Source organism: Gemmatimonadaceae bacterium (assembly GCA_020846935.1).
GTDB lineage: Bacteria > Gemmatimonadota > Gemmatimonadetes > Gemmatimonadales > Gemmatimonadaceae > RBC101.
Genome location: JADLCY010000001.1, coordinates 364,085 through 380,302, shown reverse-complemented (window position 1 = coordinate 380,302; position 16,218 = coordinate 364,085). Strand labels below are relative to the sequence as shown.

Sequence of the window (16,218 nt, the reverse complement as noted above, 5' to 3'; positions counted from 1 at the left end):
GGTTCTGATGGCTGGTGGCAGTCCACGACGCGACCCGCGCGGTGCTTTCCGGCGGAACGCGATCTTGCTCACGGTGGCGGTGCTGGCGCTGCTGTCCGTGCTTAGGGGGTTTGAGCTGGCACTGCGGCGCGACCGCGCGCTGCAGGCCAGCGACCAGCGGGCCCTCGACCTCGCGCACATCCTCGCCCGCTACGTGCGCGAGGCATTCGCTGCGCAGGACGCTGCGCTGCGACAGCTCGCGGCCTCGAACGCGCGGATCGGAGGACCGCGTGCCCCGGAGCGCGAATGGCAACCGCTCCTCGCCGCGGCCCGCGCGGGTATTGGCACGGTGGGCGGCATCTCGGTCGTGGATCGCGACGGCGTGATCTGTCACGCGACGCTCCCCACCATGGTGGGCGAGTCGCGCCGGGCCGGGTACCTGTTCGGCGTGCTCTCCTCGGACGCCGGCGCCGGCCTCGTGGCGTCGACGCCGTCGCCCGTGCGCGCGGTGTTCGGTGGTGGCCTGATGATTCCGCTTGGCCGTCGCCTCGAGGACGCCCGAGGCGCGTTCGACGGCATGGTGATCGCGACCCTGAGGCCCGACTCGCTGCGGGCCTTCTTCCACACGATCGACGTGGGCGCCGAGGGCATGGTGTCGCTGCTGCACGCACACGGCGTCGTGCTCCTGCGCGAGCCCTCGATGCGCGCGGCGATCGGTGACGATGCCGCGGCGGATCCCCTGCTTGCCTTCGGGCTCGCGCACGGGGCCGGAACGCTTCGGACCGCGGAAACGCCCGCGCAGCCCGCCATGCGCAACGGTGTCGTCGCGATGCGCGAGCAGTCCCTGGTCGTCGCCGTGTCACTCAGCGAGCGCGAGGTGCTGGCCTGGGTTGATCGCGACGGTCGGGTGTCTGCTGTCATCCTCGGCTTTCTGACGCTCGTCGCCGCGGCGTCTCTCCTCGCCGCCTTCAGGCTGCAGGATCGCCGTGTGGCGATGCAGCTCGCCGCCCAGCGCTCGCAGCACCTCGAAGTGCTCGGCCGCCTCACCGGTGGCGTGGCGCACGACTTCAACAACCTGCTGGCGGTGATCCTTGGTTACGCGTCGCTGGTCCGTATCGATCCGCGGAGCCCCACATTCACGGAAGACAAGGAGGCGATCGACGAGATTCGCGCGGCGGCCACACGCGCGTCCGACCTGACGAAACAACTCCTGGCCTTTGCGAGGCGTCAGCCCCTGCAGCCGCGGCGCATCGCGGTCAGCGACGTCCTGCGCCAGATGGAACCACTCCTGCAGCGCACGGTTGGGGAGGACGTGGTGCTCCGGCTCAACCTGCGGGACGCCGGGGCCACGAAGATCGACCCCGTGCAGTTCGACACCGCGATCCTCAACCTTGTCGTGAACGCGCGACACGCGATGCCGCGCGGCGGGCTGCTCGTGATCGAGAGCGGTCGGCTGCACCTGGACGAGCACTACGCCCGGGCGAATCCCGATGCGAGGGCGGGAGACTTCAGCTATGTCTCCGTCGCCGACACGGGCACGGGCATTCCTGCCGACGTCCTGCCGCACGTCTTCGAGCCGTTCTTCACCACCCGGCCGGCGAACGAGGGGACGGGGCTCGGGCTGGCGATGGTGTACGGCTTCGTGCGCCAGTCGGGCGGGCACGCCAGGGTGTACAGCGAGGTCGGGCAGGGTACGACGGTCAAACTCTATTTCCCCCTGACCACCGATGACGCAACCGAGGAGCACCCCATCCGGGCGACAGACGCGCCGCGCGGTCACGGTGAGGTGATCCTCCTGGCCGAAGACGATCGCGCGTTGCGCGCCGGCGCGACGCGCATGCTCGAGTCACTGGGGTATCACGTCGTCGCGGCCGCCGATGGACCGGAAGCGATGGCGCGTGCGCACGCCGAGCCCCGTATCGATCTCCTGTTCACCGACGTGGTGTTGCCAGGCCCGTTCTCCGGTTTGGAACTCGCTGCCGAACTGCGAACCAGGCGCCCCGAGCTTCCCGCGCTGTTCACCTCGGGCTACTCGCTCGACATCATCCAGCACCGCACCGCGGCGACCAGTCTACACCTGCTCTCCAAGCCGTACGATCACACAGCGCTCGCCCACGCCGTGCGGAGTGCGCTCGAACGGTCGAACCCGGTGTGACGGTGGGCCGGGCGGGAGTGCGCGCCCACCCGGCCACCGGTCGCGTCAGCTGATCGTGAGCGTCGTGATCATCCCGTGTGCAAGGTGTGGCTTGCCATCCTTCGCATCAGGGACGAAACACACCAGCAGGTAGTTGCCCGGTGTGAGATCGACCGTCATCCAGGCGGTCCCACCCGCGCGCAGCGGCGCGATTCCGCCCAGCGGCCGCCCCGGCGGCGGCCCCTGATATGTCTGACCTCACTTCGCGAAGTCATCCACGGTCTTGCCCGCGTCGAGCCTGACGATGAGCACCTCGTGCGACTGTGCGGCGGCGTTGTCGAACCGCAGGACGTGTCTGCCGGCGGACAGCGCAGGCGTCACGGCCCAGGCGTAGTCCGTCATCACCACCTTCACATCTTCCGTCGGCGGTGGCGCGGATGGCGTCGTGTTCGCGCGCACGGTCAGCGGCCGCACCATGCCCTTGGCCACATGAGGGATGTGGTCGGGCGTGTCCACGAAACACACCAGCGCGTAATTGCCGGGCGCGAGATCCTGGGTTACGCGAACCGTGTCACCCACGGCTGGCGGGTTGGGGCCACCCTCGTCGATCAGCCAGCTGGGTGGCGGCTCGCCCGGCTTCATGCCCTGTACCGCCGCCGTGAAATCGGCGAGTGTCTTGCCCTCGCCGATCCGCAGGAGCAGCGCGTGGTGCAGGTCCGGTCCTGCGTTCACGAGTTGGAGCGTGGTCATGCCGGCCGGGATCGTGTCCGGCGCCTCGAAGGCAAAGTCCCGGGCGACGATCGTCACCACGTTAGGCGATGCCGGTGGCACCGCGGCAACAGACGAATCGGTGGTGGGCGATTCGCCACGCGCACAGGCGACGGTCGCGACGATGAGAACCGCGGGCAACAGACGTGGCATACGTGAGGTGGTGAGGGGAGGCGGGCGTTGCTTCGGCGGGACGCGGCACCCCAGGGGGACGCGCTGGCCAAAACCTGCACGTTCCAGTCACATTCACAACCTCCCTGCCTACCCCGACGTGGCTGACGCGCGAACATTGATCGTCTCACATGCTGATGTGCCGCGGCTTCTGCCGATGGCTGCCTGCATCGACCTCATGGCCGACGCCCTGGCGTCGCTCGCACGGGGCGATGCCCTCCTCCCCCTCCGCACCGTCATCCGCCTTGGTGACGGCCGCAGCGCTCTCGCAGCCATGCCGGCCGTGCTCGGGCCATCGATCGGGGCGAAGATCATCACCGTGTTTCCCTCCAACGAAGGAACGCCGTATGAATCGCACATCGGGGTGGTGCTGTACTTCGATGACCGCAACGGCCGGCTGCTCGCCATCATTGATGCGAGCACGGTCACCGCGATCCGGACGGCGGCGGTCTCGGGCCTCGCGACGCGATGGCTCTCGCGCGCCGACGCCTCGGAGCTGGCCATCCTCGGCAGTGGTGTTCAGGCCATGACGCACCTCGAGGCGATGCGCTGCGTGCGAGACATCAGACGAGTTCGCGTCTGGAGCCGGCGCGGTGAGAACGCGGAGCGATTCGCACGTGATGCCGCGGCACGGTTCGGCGTCGTGGCGGAGGCCGTGCCGACCGCGGAGCGCGCGGTTCGCGACGCCGACATCGTGTGCACGACGACGGCCGCTCGGGAGCCCGTCCTCCTGGGTGAATGGCTGAGGCCGGGCTCCCACGTGAACGCGGTCGGCGCCAGTGTGGCCGCCGCGCGCGAACTGGATACCGAGGCGGTCGTTCGCTCACGACTCTTCGTCGATCGCCGCGAGTCCACGCTCGCCGAGGCCGGCGATTTCCTCATCCCCCGTGATGAAGGGGCGATCGCGAACGATCACATCGTCGCGGAACTCGGTGACGTCGTCATCGGTCGTGTGGTGGGCCGCCGTTCCAGCGCCGAGGTCACCCTGTTCAAGTCGCTCGGCCTGGCCATCGAAGATGTCGCGAGCGCGCGGCTGATCCACGAGCGCGCGAGCGCCGAAGGCGTGGGTACGTGGGTCGACCTCGGTGGGCTGCGATGAGTCTGGTGCTGCCAAACCCGATCCCGTTGGCGGCCATCCGGGCGGCGCGCGAGCGCATCGACGGACAGGCGGTGCGCACGCCCCTCCTGCGGCTCCACCTCGAGGCGCCCGCCGAGTTGTACCTCAAGCTGGAATGCCTGCAGCCGATCGGCTCGTTCAAGATCCGCGGCGCGGCCAACGCCATGGCGATGGCCGATCCCGCGGCTCTCGCGCGCGGCGTCTGGACGGCCAGCGCCGGCAACATGGCGCAGGGGGTGGCGTGGTGCGCGCGTGAGCGGGGCATTCCGTGCACCGTCGCCGTCCCGGACCACGCGCCCGCCGCCAAGACAGACGCCGTCGAGCGGCTGGGCGCGCGCATCGTGCGCCTGCCCTTCGCGGAGTGGTGGCAGGTCATCGTGAGTCACGGCGCCCCCGGATTCGACGGCGTGTTCATTCATCCGGTCTCGGATGCCAACGTCCTTGCCGGCAACGGAACGGTAGGCGCCGAGATCGTGGAGGACCTGCCCGACGTGTCGGCGGTGGTGGTGCCGTACGGCGGCGGCGGGCTCTCGTGCGGTGTGGCGTCGGCGCTGGGCGCACTGCGGCCCGGTGTGCCGGTGTACGCCGCCGAGGTGGCGACGGCCGCACCGCTCGCTGCGTCGCTCGCCGCGGGACGCCCGCTTGGTGTGGACTACGTCGCTTCGTTCGTGGACGGCATTGGCGGGCGCAGTGTCCTCACGGAGATGTGGCCACTCGCGTCATCGCTGCTGTCCGGGTCGATCGTCGTCGGGCTCGAGGACGTCGCCGACGCCATGCGCGCCCTGCTCTCGCGTGCGCATGTGGTGGCCGAGGGGGCCGGGGCGGCGTCGGTCGCGGCGGCGCGGACGGGGAGTGCCGGCACCGGCAAGGTGGTGTGCGTGATCTCCGGCGGGAACATCGACCTGAGCAGGCTCGCCGCCATCATCGAGGGCACGCTGGCATGACCCCCTGGATACCGCCTGCCCGGCTCGGCGCGGCCGCACTCGCCGCAACCGTCGCGCAGGGCGGCCTTGTCGCCCATGCCCAGGCGCCGACGACGGGAGCCCGCGTCGTGATGCTCGGCACCGGCACGCCCAACGCCGACCCCGACCGCTCCGGCCCCGCGGTCGCGATCGTCGCAGGTGGTCGCACCTACCTCGTCGATGCGGGGCCGGGCGTGGTGCGACGAGCGGCCGCGGCGGCGCGGCAAGGCATTGACGCCCTCACGGCGCCGCGGCTCGACCGGGTATTCATCACCCACCTCCATTCCGACCACACGCTGGGTCTGCCGGACCTGATCTACTCACCCTGGGTGCTCGAACGCACGGCGCCGCTGCATGTCGTTGGCCCGCCGGGAATCCGGGAGATGGTCCGCCACATCGAGGCCGCATGGACCGCCGATGTGCGCAACCGGGTCGACGGACGTGAGCCCGCCAACACGACCGGCTATCGCGTGCGCACCGAGGTCGCCAGGGCGCGCGTGGTATACCGCGATTCGCTCGTGACCGTGAAGGCGTTCGCCGTGCCGCATGGAGACTGGGCGCATGCCTTTGGCTATCGCTTCGAGACACGGGATCGCGTGATCGTGGTGTCGGGCGACACGCGGGCCAGCGATGCGGTCGTGCAGGCCTGCAATGGATGCGATGTGCTGCTGCACGAGGTGTATAGTACCGAGCGCTTCGTGACGCGGCCCGCGCCCTGGCAGGCCTACCACGTGCGTGCGCACACCTCGACCAGGGAACTCGCTGCCCTTGCGGCGCGTGCGCGGCCAAAGCTGCTCGTGCTGTACCACCAGCTCTACTGGGGCAGCTCCGACGATGACTTGCTGCGCGAGATACGGGCGGCCGGATACACGGGTCGCGTGGAGTCTGCGCGTGACCTGGCCGTGTATTGACGAGGTCGACCACGGCCGTCGGGGCGGATCGCGGAAACCTTCCGACGGCCGCGTCGTGACAGAACGAGTGTCCGACACCCACCGGCCACCATGACCACCAGCAGACTCATCCTCCCCGCCGCCCTGGCGCTCGCTACCGCAGCGCAGGTCGAGGCCCAGCAGCTCCGTGCGCCCGAAGAACGCGAGCGCCGACCCCAGCCGCGCGTACTGACCCTCCGCTCGTCCGACGAGGACCGCCCGCGCATTGGCGTGTCCACCGGGCCGGGCGGTACACGCGACACGCTCGGCTTGCTCGTCACCGACGTCACAAGCGGTGGACCGGCCGCGAAAGCGGGCGTCGAGGAGGGTGACCGCCTGCAAGCCATCAACGGCGTGTCGCTGCGGCTTGCCGCGGCAGACGTTGAAGACGAGGAGATGCTCGGCATCGGAACGCGGCGTCTCGTCCGTGAGCTTGGCAAGTCCAAAGTCGGTGACACGGTGGACCTCCGCGTGTACCGCGAGGGTCAGGTGCGCAGCGTCAAGCTCACGACCGTGAGCGCCGAGTCACTCCGGCCCGAGCGCCGCACCGTCGCGGAGGTCCGTCGTGACACGGAAGATCGCGCAACGATCGGCATCGGCCTCGGTGCGTCCGGAAGCCGACGGGATACCCTGGGGATCCTCATCGCCAGCGTGACCGATGACGGCCCGGCCGACAAGGCAAGGATCGAGGAAGGTGATCGGATCGCGGCCATCAACGGCGTCGACACGCGCGTGCCGGCGGCCGATGCCGGCGACTGGACGGTGAGCAACAGCCGCATGCGTCGGGTCACCAGGGCGTTGGACAAGCTCAAGGCTGGCGATGAGGTCGAGTTGCGTCTCATTCGCGGGGGTCAGGCGCGAACCGTGCGCGTGAAGACCGTCGCCGCGAAGGATCTCCCCGGCCGCGATGCCCGTGCGTTCTTCACCGGGGACGGCGGCTTTGGCTTTTCGTTCGGTGACGGTGATGCGTGGCGCGCGCTGGAGGGCCGCATGCCGGCGCTTCCGCGCATCCTCCGCGAAGGGCAGGGGAGCGACCTGCTGTACTTCGATCGGCTCGACGATGGCGACGTGCGTCTCAGGTTGTCGCCGGAACGCCGTGCCATGGTGGAGGAGCAGATCAGCTCCGCCATGTCGCGCTTGCGCGATGCCCGGGTCCGCGTGCGTCCGCGTGTCGAGATTCGATGACGCGGCGACGGGCTAGAAGTACGTGGCGAGCGACGCGAGCAGATAGGCGTGGTCGCTCGCATTGTTGAAACGGTCGCGTGAGCGTCCGCGCACGTAGTCGAACTTGATGACCGAGTCGGTGGTGGGGCGAAAGTTCACCCCAACGGTCCACTGCGCCACCGAGTCGCCCGGGCGCTGGCGGTCGAAGTCGACGTGGTCGGCGCGGGCCTTGAGCAGGAAGGTCGAGGTGGGCAACGTCCGGATCCATCCTCGACCAAAGGCCCGCGTCGCCTCCGCATACACTCCGCGCTGGCGTTCGGCGTAGATGCCACGCAGGTCATTGGGCACGTCCACGCGCGCCATCGCCAGCTCGCCACGCAGCTCGACGCCCCACAGCGCCGTCTCGGCGTCGAGCACCGTCAGCTGAACATCTCGCTGCTCGTCGATGCGTGCCCCGTCGGCGAGAAAGCCGTTCCACGCCCCGCGGTGCGTCGAGACGCCGACTTCGTGCGCGACGCCGGGGCTCCAGGCGATGCGTCCGACCACAGCGGGCGATCCGTTGTTGTCTTCGGTATTGGCCTTGCCGAGCGGAATCCGCGTGCCCGCGTCGGCGAGCAGGCCTTCGTGGAATCCGTTGGTGGCGTAGAGCTCCCAGGTGACACGCCCCCTTCGACCCGTGCGAGCACGGCCATACACCCCGATCCCCGGTTCCGACAGTGCCACGCCGAGGACTTCGGTGGAGACGAGCGGTCGGTCCGTGAACTCGTTGAGTGGACTGTCGTGCGTCAGGTTGAATCGCCCGATCGGCGAGAGGAGCATACCTCCGCGAATCGCGAGCGCCGGGTGTACGCGGAGATCAATGGCGGCATACTCGAGCGTGATTTCGCGGCCGCCGTCTTCGATCTCGAGCTCCGCCGCCATCGTGACGACATCACTCACCCGGGTGTTCGTGAAAAGATTGAACCGTCGGGCGTCGAACCCCGATGCCTCGCTCACACCATTGACGCGCTGGTAGCGCGCGTGCACCTCGGCGTATCCCCCGATCGCGGTGCGCCCGAGGAGTCGCGTCTGGAACGGCTTGTCGTACACCCCGCCGCGCACGAACGGTCGTGTCGTGTCCGCTGCGGCGGAATCGCGGCGCGCGACCGTGTCGCGCTGCTGCGACTCGGCCACCGATGCCGTGCCGGCGGTGGCGGCGATGCCGAGGGCTCCGAGGAGGTTACGCATCGCGCGAAGGCCGATCGAGGACGATGATGAGGGTACCATCTGCACGCAGCGACACCTCGTAACGAGCCAGCGGCTGCTCGGCCGGTCCTCGAACCACGCGCCCGCTGCGCTCGAAGGTCGACCCGTGACACGGACACACCAGGACGCTGCCCTGGACCTCGACCGTGCAGCCCAGGTGCGTGCAGATCGGGGAGAGTGCGACGTACGCACCCGCTCCCATCGCGAGCACGTCGATCGGTTCGTCGCGGCCGGCGACCTGGAACCGCAGGGCGCCGTCGCGCTGCGTGAGTTCGGGGAACCGGTCGAGCGGGAGTTCGAGTCGTCCCTCGGTCGGGGCCACGCGTCGCATCGGCACGGTGGCGCAGGCGCCTAACGGGATGGCACAGGCCGCGAGCGCGCCGGTGCCGGTGGTCAGGAAGCGTCGGCGGGAGAGTGCGCGGGGACCCTCAGGCGCTCCGGTGCTCATCGGGATTCCACGAAGGCGAGGAGGGCACTCCGCTGCGCGGGCGTGAGGGCGACGTACGCCGCGCGTGAGGCCGCGGCTTCGCCACCGTGGAGCCGGATCGCCGTGTCCACGGTGTGAGCGCGACCGTCGTGCATCAGGAACGCGTCGCCGTTGAGGAAGCGACGCATGAGTCGGAGGCCCCACAGTGGCGCCGTCCGCCACTCCCTGCCCGTGGCCCCCTCGTCCGGGCGGTCATCGGCGAGTTCGGGCCCCATGTCGTGGAGCAACAAGTCGGAGTAGAGGTCGACGGACCGTCCCTGGATCGTTGCGAGCGGGCTGGCGCCCGCGGTGAAGCGCGGAGTGTGGCACGCGGTGCAGCGCGCCTGGGCGAAGAGCGTGCGGCCTTCCGTGCGCGTCGCGTTGTCGTCTGCCGGCGCCGGCGGCGCCAGCGCGCGCAGGTAGTGCACCACGGCCTGCACCGTGGACGGGGAGACCTCGGGATCCGCGACGGCATCGACGGTGATCGTCGTCGGGGCGAGCGGGTTCACGTTCTCGTCAGGCAGCTGCGCCGTCGTGATACCCATGTCTTCGTGGTAGGCCCCAACCGTCTGCTGCAGGATGGAGCTGACGGACGCCTTGCGCCCGAAGCGACCGAGCTGGGGCCCGTTGCCGCCGCCCGGTTCCGCAGCGGTCACGTACGACGGAGGCAGCACCCAGTTGGGTCGACCGGAGATGCCGTCGCCGTCCCGGTCCGCCGAGTCGGCGAGGGCAAGGATGGTCGCGAGCGGGATGGCCTCGATGAGCCCGGTACCGAACACCGGCGGTGGGAGCCGCAGGGAAGTGGCCACGCCCGGCGGTACCGACTCGGCGTGCGCGCCGGGAATGGCCTTGCCCTGGATCTGCGGGCCGCCGATCGGGCGAAGGAAGCCATCAGCGGGCGACCCGATGCGCACGAGCGCGTTGTCGAGCCGTCCGCGACCGTCGCCGCTGTGGCACGAAGCGCACGACACGTCGTTGAAGATCGGACCAAGTCCGGTGGTCGGGGAGAATCGTCGCCCGAACTCAGCGTCGCCACGCGCGAAGGCAGCCAGCTCGGGCGGAGTGAGTCCCTCGAGCGGCGCGTCGAACAGGTCGGCGTCGTTGGGTGCGACGGTCAGGAGGTCGCGACACGCGGCCCCGGCCACCAGGCAAAGGAGGGCGACGCCACGCAACACCCGTGGCGCCCATCGGGAGAGAGGCTGGACTGACATAAGATTTAGTCATTACGAAATTGTCAGTTACTGCCGTCTAAGTCAAGAAAGCCCTCCAAATCGGAGGCTGGTCGTCTCCGTCGTCCCGTGCGCCACGCGGCGTCGTCGGCGCCCGAGCGCTGGCTCGCTACGCCCGCCGCGACGGTGACCCAGGATCGAGAGACGAGGTCGGTGAACGGGCGAGCGCCGAGCAGATCGGATCGCCGGGTCCGGGCGCACGAAGGAACGAATGAGCGCATCAGGCCAGTGAGGGGCGCGACGGGCAATGCCTCGTCCGGGACTTGCCCAGCCATGCCTGGACACGGACGCCGTGCGGACCCGCGCCGTGAAGTCTCCGGGGGAGAATGACGGACCCGTGATGCGCGTACGAGCCGTACCCGCAGGGAGCACTGAGCCCGAGGCGTGCCCAGAGCGCACGCTCGAAGACCAGGCCAGACTGCTGGTCTTGGCGTGCGGGGCGAATGCTCGGCTCTGCCTCGTTGCCAGGGAGTGGCAGACGCTGGGCGGGTGGCGCGTCGGCAGGCCCGCCCCGAGCTTTCCCCGCACTCTCACTCCGAACCCGGATGCGACTTCCCCGCGTGTTGGCCCGTTTGCTCGTGCTCGTCGGATTGCTCCTCAGTCCCCCGTCGGCTCAGTCCCAGTCGAACGACGTCGGGCTCGAGCGCCTCAGGACCGAGATCCAGCGACTCTCGACCGCTGCGCGCGGCAAGGTCGGTGTGGGACTGATCCACCTCGAGTCCGGCCGCGAACTCTTCGTGAACGGCGACGAAGGTTTTCCGATGGCGTCCACCGTCAAGGTGCCCATCGCCGTCCAGTTGCTCACTCGCGTCGATCGCCGTCAGGTGCGGCTCGATTCCATGATCACGGTGCAGGCGAGCGACCTGCACCCGGGCAGCGGAACGCTTTCGAACCTGTTCGACGATCCGGGCGTCGTCCTCTCGCTGCGCAACCTCACCGAGCTGATGCTGCTGATCAGCGACAACAGCGCGACCGACATCGTGTTGCGAAGCGCCGGCGGTGGCTCCGCGGTCAACGAGCGACTGGCCGCCCTCGGCGTTACGGGAATCTCGGCCAACCGATCCACCATCCAGTTGATTGCGGACGCCATCGGTGTGACGGACCTCGGCCCCGAGTCTGCCTGGACGTTGAGTGGGTTTGCAGCGAAAGCGCGCCAGGTCAGCCCCGAAGCGTCAAAAGCCGCCGCCACCGCGTTCTATCGCGATCCGCGCGATACGGCCACTCCCCTGGGGATGGCGCGGCTGCTGCAGAAGCTGTGGAAGGGCGAGGCCCTGTCCAGGCCGAACACGGACCTGTTGCTGGACATCATGCTCCGGTGCGAGACCGGCGCGATGCGCATCAAGGGCCTGCTCCCGCCCGGGACCGACGTGCGGCACAAAACGGGTTCGTTAGGCATCGGGGTCGCCAATGACGTCGGTATCGTGACGCTTCCCGATGGCGCGGGACATGTGGTGATGACGATCTTCGTCAAGGAGTCGCTGGTGGACGCCGTGGCCCAGGAGCGGGTGATCGCGCAGGTGGCACGGGCGGCCTACGACTACTTCCTGTTCACGTCGAAGTAGATGCTCCGCACCACCGCGTTCCATCCGAGAACGTCGGCGCTCTGCGAGGGGCAGAACTGGCGACGCTGGGCCGGCTACGTCGTCGCGAGCTCGTACGAACTCACGCACGAGCGCGAGTACCATGCGATTCGCAATTCCGCGGCGCTCCTCGATGTCACTCCGCTGTTCAAGTACCACCTCGGCGGAGCGGACGCGGCCCGTCTGCTCGATCGCGTGATCACCCGGGACGTGGAGAAGGTCGCCATCGGCCAGGTGTTGTACACGACGTGGTGTGACGGCGAAGGAAAGGTCCTCGACGACGGCACGGTGACGCGACTCGACGAGGAGCGCTGGCGCATGACGTCCGCGGACCCCAACTATCGCTGGCTGGGGCTCAGCACGCGCGGACTCTCGGTGACGATCGACGATGTGAGCGACCGCATCGCTGCCCTCGCCCTGCAGGGGCCCAGCGCGCGCGTGATCCTGGAGCAGGCCACGCAGCAGTCACTGACCTCGCTTCGGTTCTTCCGCCAAACGACGGCCACCATTCGCGGCGTGCCGCTGGAGATCACGCGCACCGGGTACACCGGTGATCTGGGCTACGAACTCTGGATCCCGCCGGAGCGCGCGCTGGAGGTCTGGGACGCGCTCATCGAGGAAGGCATGCCCTACGGAATCGTCCCCGCGGGGCTGCTCGCGCTCGACATCGCGCGCATCGAGGCCGGGCTCCTCTTGCTCGACGTCGACTACACCTCGGCGCGCCGCGCGATGATCGAAGGGCAGACGTCGACGCCGCACGAGCTGTCGCTGGGATGGAGCGTGGCGCTGGGCAAGGAGTTCTTCAACGGCCATCGCGCGATTCGCGACGAAGTTGCACGCGGGCCGGCGTGGACGTTCACGGGGCTCGAGGTGGACTGGCCCTCGCTCGAACGCACCTTCGCCGAGTCCGGCCTCGCGCCGCGCCTCCCGGGCGTCGCCGTCCGCGCGAGTATCCCCATCTACGACGCGAACACGCACCGGCAGGTCGGTTACGCGTCGAGCAGTTGCTGGTCGCCCTTGCTCAAGCGCTACCTCGCCCTCGCGCATCTGGAGACCCGGTACGCGACGACGGACACCCCACTGCAGCTCGAAGTCACCGTGGAACACCAGCGTCGACGGGTGAAGGCGCGCGTCCATCGGCTCCCGTTCTTCGATCCGGAGCGCAAGCGCGCATGAACCTGCATCGCTACGACGCCATCGTGATCGGCGGGGGCCACAACGGGCTGGTGAACGCGGCCTACCTCGCGCGTGCAGGCCGGAAGGTCGTGGTCCTCGAGCGGCGGCACCTGGTCGGCGGCGCCGCGGTCACCGAGGAGGTCGTTCCGGGGTTCCGGTTCTCCGTGTTCTCGTACGTCGTGTCGCTGCTGCGCCCCGAGGTGATCCGCGACCTGGATCTGCCTCGCCACGGGCTCCACATCCTGCCTCTGGAGAGCACGGTCACGCCGATGTTCAACGGCGACTACCTGGCGGGCTGGGCCGATCACGATGCGACGCGCCGCGAATACGTGCGCCACTCGCTCCGCGACGCGGAGGCGTACGACGAATACGGCAAGCTGATGCACCACATGGCCATGGCGGTCAAGCCGATCCTGTCCATGGTGCCGCCCGACCCCACCTCGCTCGCGCCGAGCGATCTGCGCGGGTTGCTCAGGATGGGGCGGCACTTCAGCACGCTCGACGCCCGACACTTCCACGCGCTCTACAAGCTGATGACGATGAGCGCCGGGGACTTCCTCGACGAGTGGTTCGAGACCGACGTGATCAAGGCGACACGTTCGGCGAGCGGAATCATCGGCACGTTCATGGGCCCGCGCACGCCGGGGTCGGCGTACGTCCTGCTGCATCACTACATGGGGGAGATCGACGGCGCGTTCCGCGCGTGGGGCTTTGCCAGGGGAGGGACCGGTGCGATCTCCGAGTCGATCGCGAGCGCAGCGCGCAGCCTTGGCGCCGACATCGTGCTCAACGCCGGTGTGACGAAGGTGCTCACCCGCGGCGGTCGCGCCTCCGGTGTCGTGACCGAGGCGGGCGATGAGTACCACGCCGACGTCGTCGTGACATCGCTCGACCCCAGGCGCAGCTTCCTCGGCCTCGTCGAGCCCGGCCAGCTGCCCAGCGAGTTCGTCGAGGACATCCGGCGCTACAAGATCCGGGGCTCGTCAGGCAAGGTCAACCTCGCGCTCAGTGCCTTGCCGGATTTCACCTGCATTCCCGGTGTGGGCCCGCACCACCGCGGCGCGATCTCGATTTCGCCGACGATGGAGTACGTCGAGCGGGCGTACGACGACGCGAAGTACGGTGAGTTTTCGCGTGCGCCGTACATGGACATCATCTTCCCGTCGGCCATCGACCCCCGGATGGCGCCCCCCGGTCGCCATGTGATGTCGGTGTTCGTGCAGTATGCGCCCTCAAACATCACCGGCGGCTGGGATGCCGCCAGACGCGAGGCCTTCGGTGACGCGGTCATCGCCGCGATCTCGCGTTTCGCGCCCGGCATCCGCGACCTGATCCTCCACCGGCAGGTGCTCACGCCGCAGGACATCGAAGACATCACGGGTCTCACCGAGGGCAACATCTTTCAGGGCGAACTGGCGCTGCACCAGTTGTTCTTCCTGCGGCCGGCGCCGCATTGGGCGCACTTCCGCACCCCGATCGATGGCCTGTACCAGTGCGGTTCGGCGACGCATCCCGGCGGAGGCATCATGGGCGCGGGAGGGCGGCTGGCAGCGCTCGAAATCCTGCGCGATACCGGGGGCCGTCGATGAGCTATGACGTCATCGTGATCGGTGCCGGCGTGAACGGGCTCACCACGGCGACGCTGCTCGCACGCGCCGGCCGCAAGGTCCTGGTGGTCGAGCAGCGAGACGTCGTCGGCGGCGTGTGCGCCACCGAAGAGTTCCACCCGGGATTCCGCGCCAACATCTGTGTCGACGACCCGGGATGGATGCCGGCGCCGCTGGCCGAGTTGCTCGGGCTCGCGAGGCATGGCTACGCGCCGACGTTCGCCCCGGCAGGTACGGTGATTCCGGTCCACGACGCCGCGCCCGTCGTGCTCGATGCCGACCCCTCGCGCGGGGCCGCTGCCCTGCAACGCATCGCCCCTCGCGACGCGGCGCGCTGGACCGAGTTCTGCACCCAGCTCGCCGCCCTCTCGGGCATGCTCGCCGAGATATACTCACGGCGAGCGCCCCTCGTTGGAAGCACCGCGCCGCGCGACCTGTGGGATCTGCTCTCATCAGGGCGACGGCTACGCAAACTCGGCCGCCGCGGCATGATCGACTTTCTCCGCGCCGTGCCGATGGAAGTTGCCGACTACCTCGACGAGTGGTTCGAGCACCCGGCACTCAAGGGCGCCCTGTCGTTCGGCGGCATACGCGACGTGCAGCACGGCCCCATGTCTGGTGGGACGACGCTGGTGCTGCTGCATCATCACGTGGGCATGCCGCTGGGGCTCGTGAACGGGCGCCGGGTCGTCACGGGTGGTGTTGCGGCGCTACCGTTGGCGATCGAGGCTGCGGCGCGGGCCGCCGGGGTCGAGATACGTTGTGGCGCCGAAGTCATTCAGGTGGTCACGCGCGATGATCGTGTGGCGGGCGTGGTACTCGTCAATGGCGAACGCCTGGTGGCACGCACGGTGGCGTGCAGCGCTGATGTGCGTCGCACATTCATGCTGGTCGAACCCGGGTTGTTCGATCCCGGGTTCCTTCACGCCGTCGACCACGTGCGCATGCGCGGCCCCTCGGCGCGTGTGCACCTCGCGGTCGATGGCGATCCCGGTTTTGGCGGCGCCTCGCCATGGCCACGAGAGGCGCTGGCAGGCAGCATCACCATCGCGCCCACGATGGCCTGGCTCGAGCGGGCCTACGACGCGGCCAAGCACGGCGGGATGGCCGAGTCGCCGGGTCTGCAGGTGACCGTGCCGACCGTACTCGATCCCGGACTGGCGCCGGCGGGCAAACACGTGGTGACCATACACGCGCAGTACGCGGCGCACGACCTGCGCGCTGGATGGACGCCGGAGCGGCGCGTGGCGTTAGGCGCGGCGGTGATGCGGGCACTCGCGCCGCACGCACCGGACCTCGGGCGTCGCACCCTGCACATGGACGTGCGCACCCCGGCTGATCTTGCCCGGGAGTACCTCGTCACCGAAGGCAGCGTGCTGCACGGCGAACTGGCGCTCGATCAGTTCCTTTTCATGCGCCCCGTGCCTGCGTGTGCGCGCCACGCCGCGCCGCTCAACGGACTCTGGCTGTGCGGCAGCTCTACGCACCCCGGTGCGGGAACGGCGGGCGTGTCCGGGTGGTTCGCGGCGCGGGAGATCCTCCGGGAGTCGGCATGATGGCGCATCGCCTCACTATCATAGAGGGCATCCTCGGCAGCCGGGTCCGAGAGATCGAACCACTGCTGCAGGAAGTACACGCGCAGCATGGTCTCCAGCGGCAGCGGCCGCCGGCCTCGCCCGGCGGTGGGATAG

13 protein-coding genes are annotated in these 16,218 nt (G+C 69.2%); 9 read left to right on the top strand and 4 right to left on the bottom strand.

From position 1 onward, the window contains the following. Nucleotides 1-7 precede the first annotated feature (7 nt). The gene (locus IT361_01625; GenBank protein MCC6316361.1) at nucleotides 8-2,134 is read left to right on the top strand and encodes a response regulator; all 2,127 of its coding nucleotides are present in this window, start codon (nucleotides 8-10) and stop codon (nucleotides 2,132-2,134) included. Between the two features lie 237 nt (nucleotides 2,135-2,371). Here the strand turns inward: IT361_01625 and IT361_01620 are convergent, their stop codons facing one another. Beyond that, nucleotides 2,372-3,034, bottom strand: a complete 663-nt coding sequence (locus IT361_01620) for a hypothetical protein (protein ID MCC6316360.1) — start codon at nucleotides 3,032-3,034, stop codon at nucleotides 2,372-2,374. 175 nt (nucleotides 3,035-3,209) lie between these two features. On the opposite strand from IT361_01620, the gene IT361_01615 reads away from it, so the two are divergent. From IT361_01615 to IT361_01600, 4 genes are all read left to right on the top strand, one after another. After that, entirely contained in the window at nucleotides 3,210-4,151 is a 942-nt protein-coding gene (locus tag IT361_01615; protein ID MCC6316359.1) for an ornithine cyclodeaminase family protein, read from the top strand. After that, nucleotides 4,148-5,113 (top strand): pyridoxal-phosphate dependent enzyme, encoded by a 966-nt coding sequence (locus IT361_01610; protein ID MCC6316358.1) that lies wholly within the window; start codon nucleotides 4,148-4,150, stop codon nucleotides 5,111-5,113. Before IT361_01615 ends, IT361_01610 begins: the two co-directional genes overlap by 4 nt. Before the next feature lie 110 nt (nucleotides 5,114-5,223). Next, nucleotides 5,224-6,042 (top strand): MBL fold metallo-hydrolase, encoded by an 819-nt coding sequence (locus tag IT361_01605; protein ID MCC6316357.1) that lies wholly within the window; start codon nucleotides 5,224-5,226, stop codon nucleotides 6,040-6,042. A 90-nt stretch (nucleotides 6,043-6,132) separates the two neighbouring features. Continuing rightward, complete coding sequence (locus IT361_01600; GenBank protein ID MCC6316356.1) at nucleotides 6,133-7,245, top strand: PDZ domain-containing protein; 1,113 nt, start codon at nucleotides 6,133-6,135, stop codon at nucleotides 7,243-7,245. Nucleotides 7,246-7,257: 12 nt separating this feature from the next. On the opposite strand, the gene IT361_01595 is transcribed toward IT361_01600, so the two are convergent. The 3 genes from IT361_01595 to IT361_01585 form a co-directional block, all read right to left on the bottom strand. Further along, nucleotides 7,258-8,451, bottom strand: coding sequence for a hypothetical protein (locus IT361_01595; GenBank protein MCC6316355.1), 1,194 nt, complete (start codon nucleotides 8,449-8,451; stop codon nucleotides 7,258-7,260). Next, nucleotides 8,444-8,800, bottom strand: a complete 357-nt coding sequence (locus IT361_01590; GenBank protein ID MCC6316354.1) for a Rieske (2Fe-2S) protein — start codon at nucleotides 8,798-8,800, stop codon at nucleotides 8,444-8,446. The genes IT361_01595 and IT361_01590 overlap by 8 nt, the downstream gene beginning before the upstream one ends. Nucleotides 8,801-8,913: 113 nt before the next feature. Continuing rightward, on the bottom strand, nucleotides 8,914-10,146 hold the full coding sequence (locus IT361_01585; GenBank protein ID MCC6316353.1) for a thiol oxidoreductase: 1,233 nt from the start codon (nucleotides 10,144-10,146) through the stop codon (nucleotides 8,914-8,916). A gap of 563 nt (nucleotides 10,147-10,709) precedes the next feature. On the opposite strand from IT361_01585, the gene bla reads away from it, so the two are divergent. From bla to IT361_01565, 4 genes are read left to right on the top strand one after another with little or no spacing between them, the layout of a single operon-like run. Beyond that, the gene (bla, locus tag IT361_01580; protein MCC6316352.1) at nucleotides 10,710-11,726 is read left to right on the top strand and encodes a class A beta-lactamase; all 1,017 of its coding nucleotides are present in this window, start codon (nucleotides 10,710-10,712) and stop codon (nucleotides 11,724-11,726) included. Next, nucleotides 11,727-12,920: an aminomethyl transferase family protein gene (locus IT361_01575; GenBank protein MCC6316351.1), complete on the top strand. Its 1,194-nt coding sequence runs from the start codon at nucleotides 11,727-11,729 to the stop codon at nucleotides 12,918-12,920. Between the two features lie 2 nt (nucleotides 12,921-12,922). Further along, nucleotides 12,923-14,509 (top strand): NAD(P)/FAD-dependent oxidoreductase, encoded by a 1,587-nt coding sequence (locus IT361_01570; protein MCC6316350.1) that lies wholly within the window; start codon nucleotides 12,923-12,925, stop codon nucleotides 14,507-14,509. After that, complete coding sequence (locus tag IT361_01565; GenBank protein ID MCC6316349.1) at nucleotides 14,506-16,083, top strand: NAD(P)/FAD-dependent oxidoreductase; 1,578 nt, start codon at nucleotides 14,506-14,508, stop codon at nucleotides 16,081-16,083. Before IT361_01570 ends, IT361_01565 begins: the two co-directional genes overlap by 4 nt. Nucleotides 16,084-16,218 lie beyond the last annotated feature (135 nt).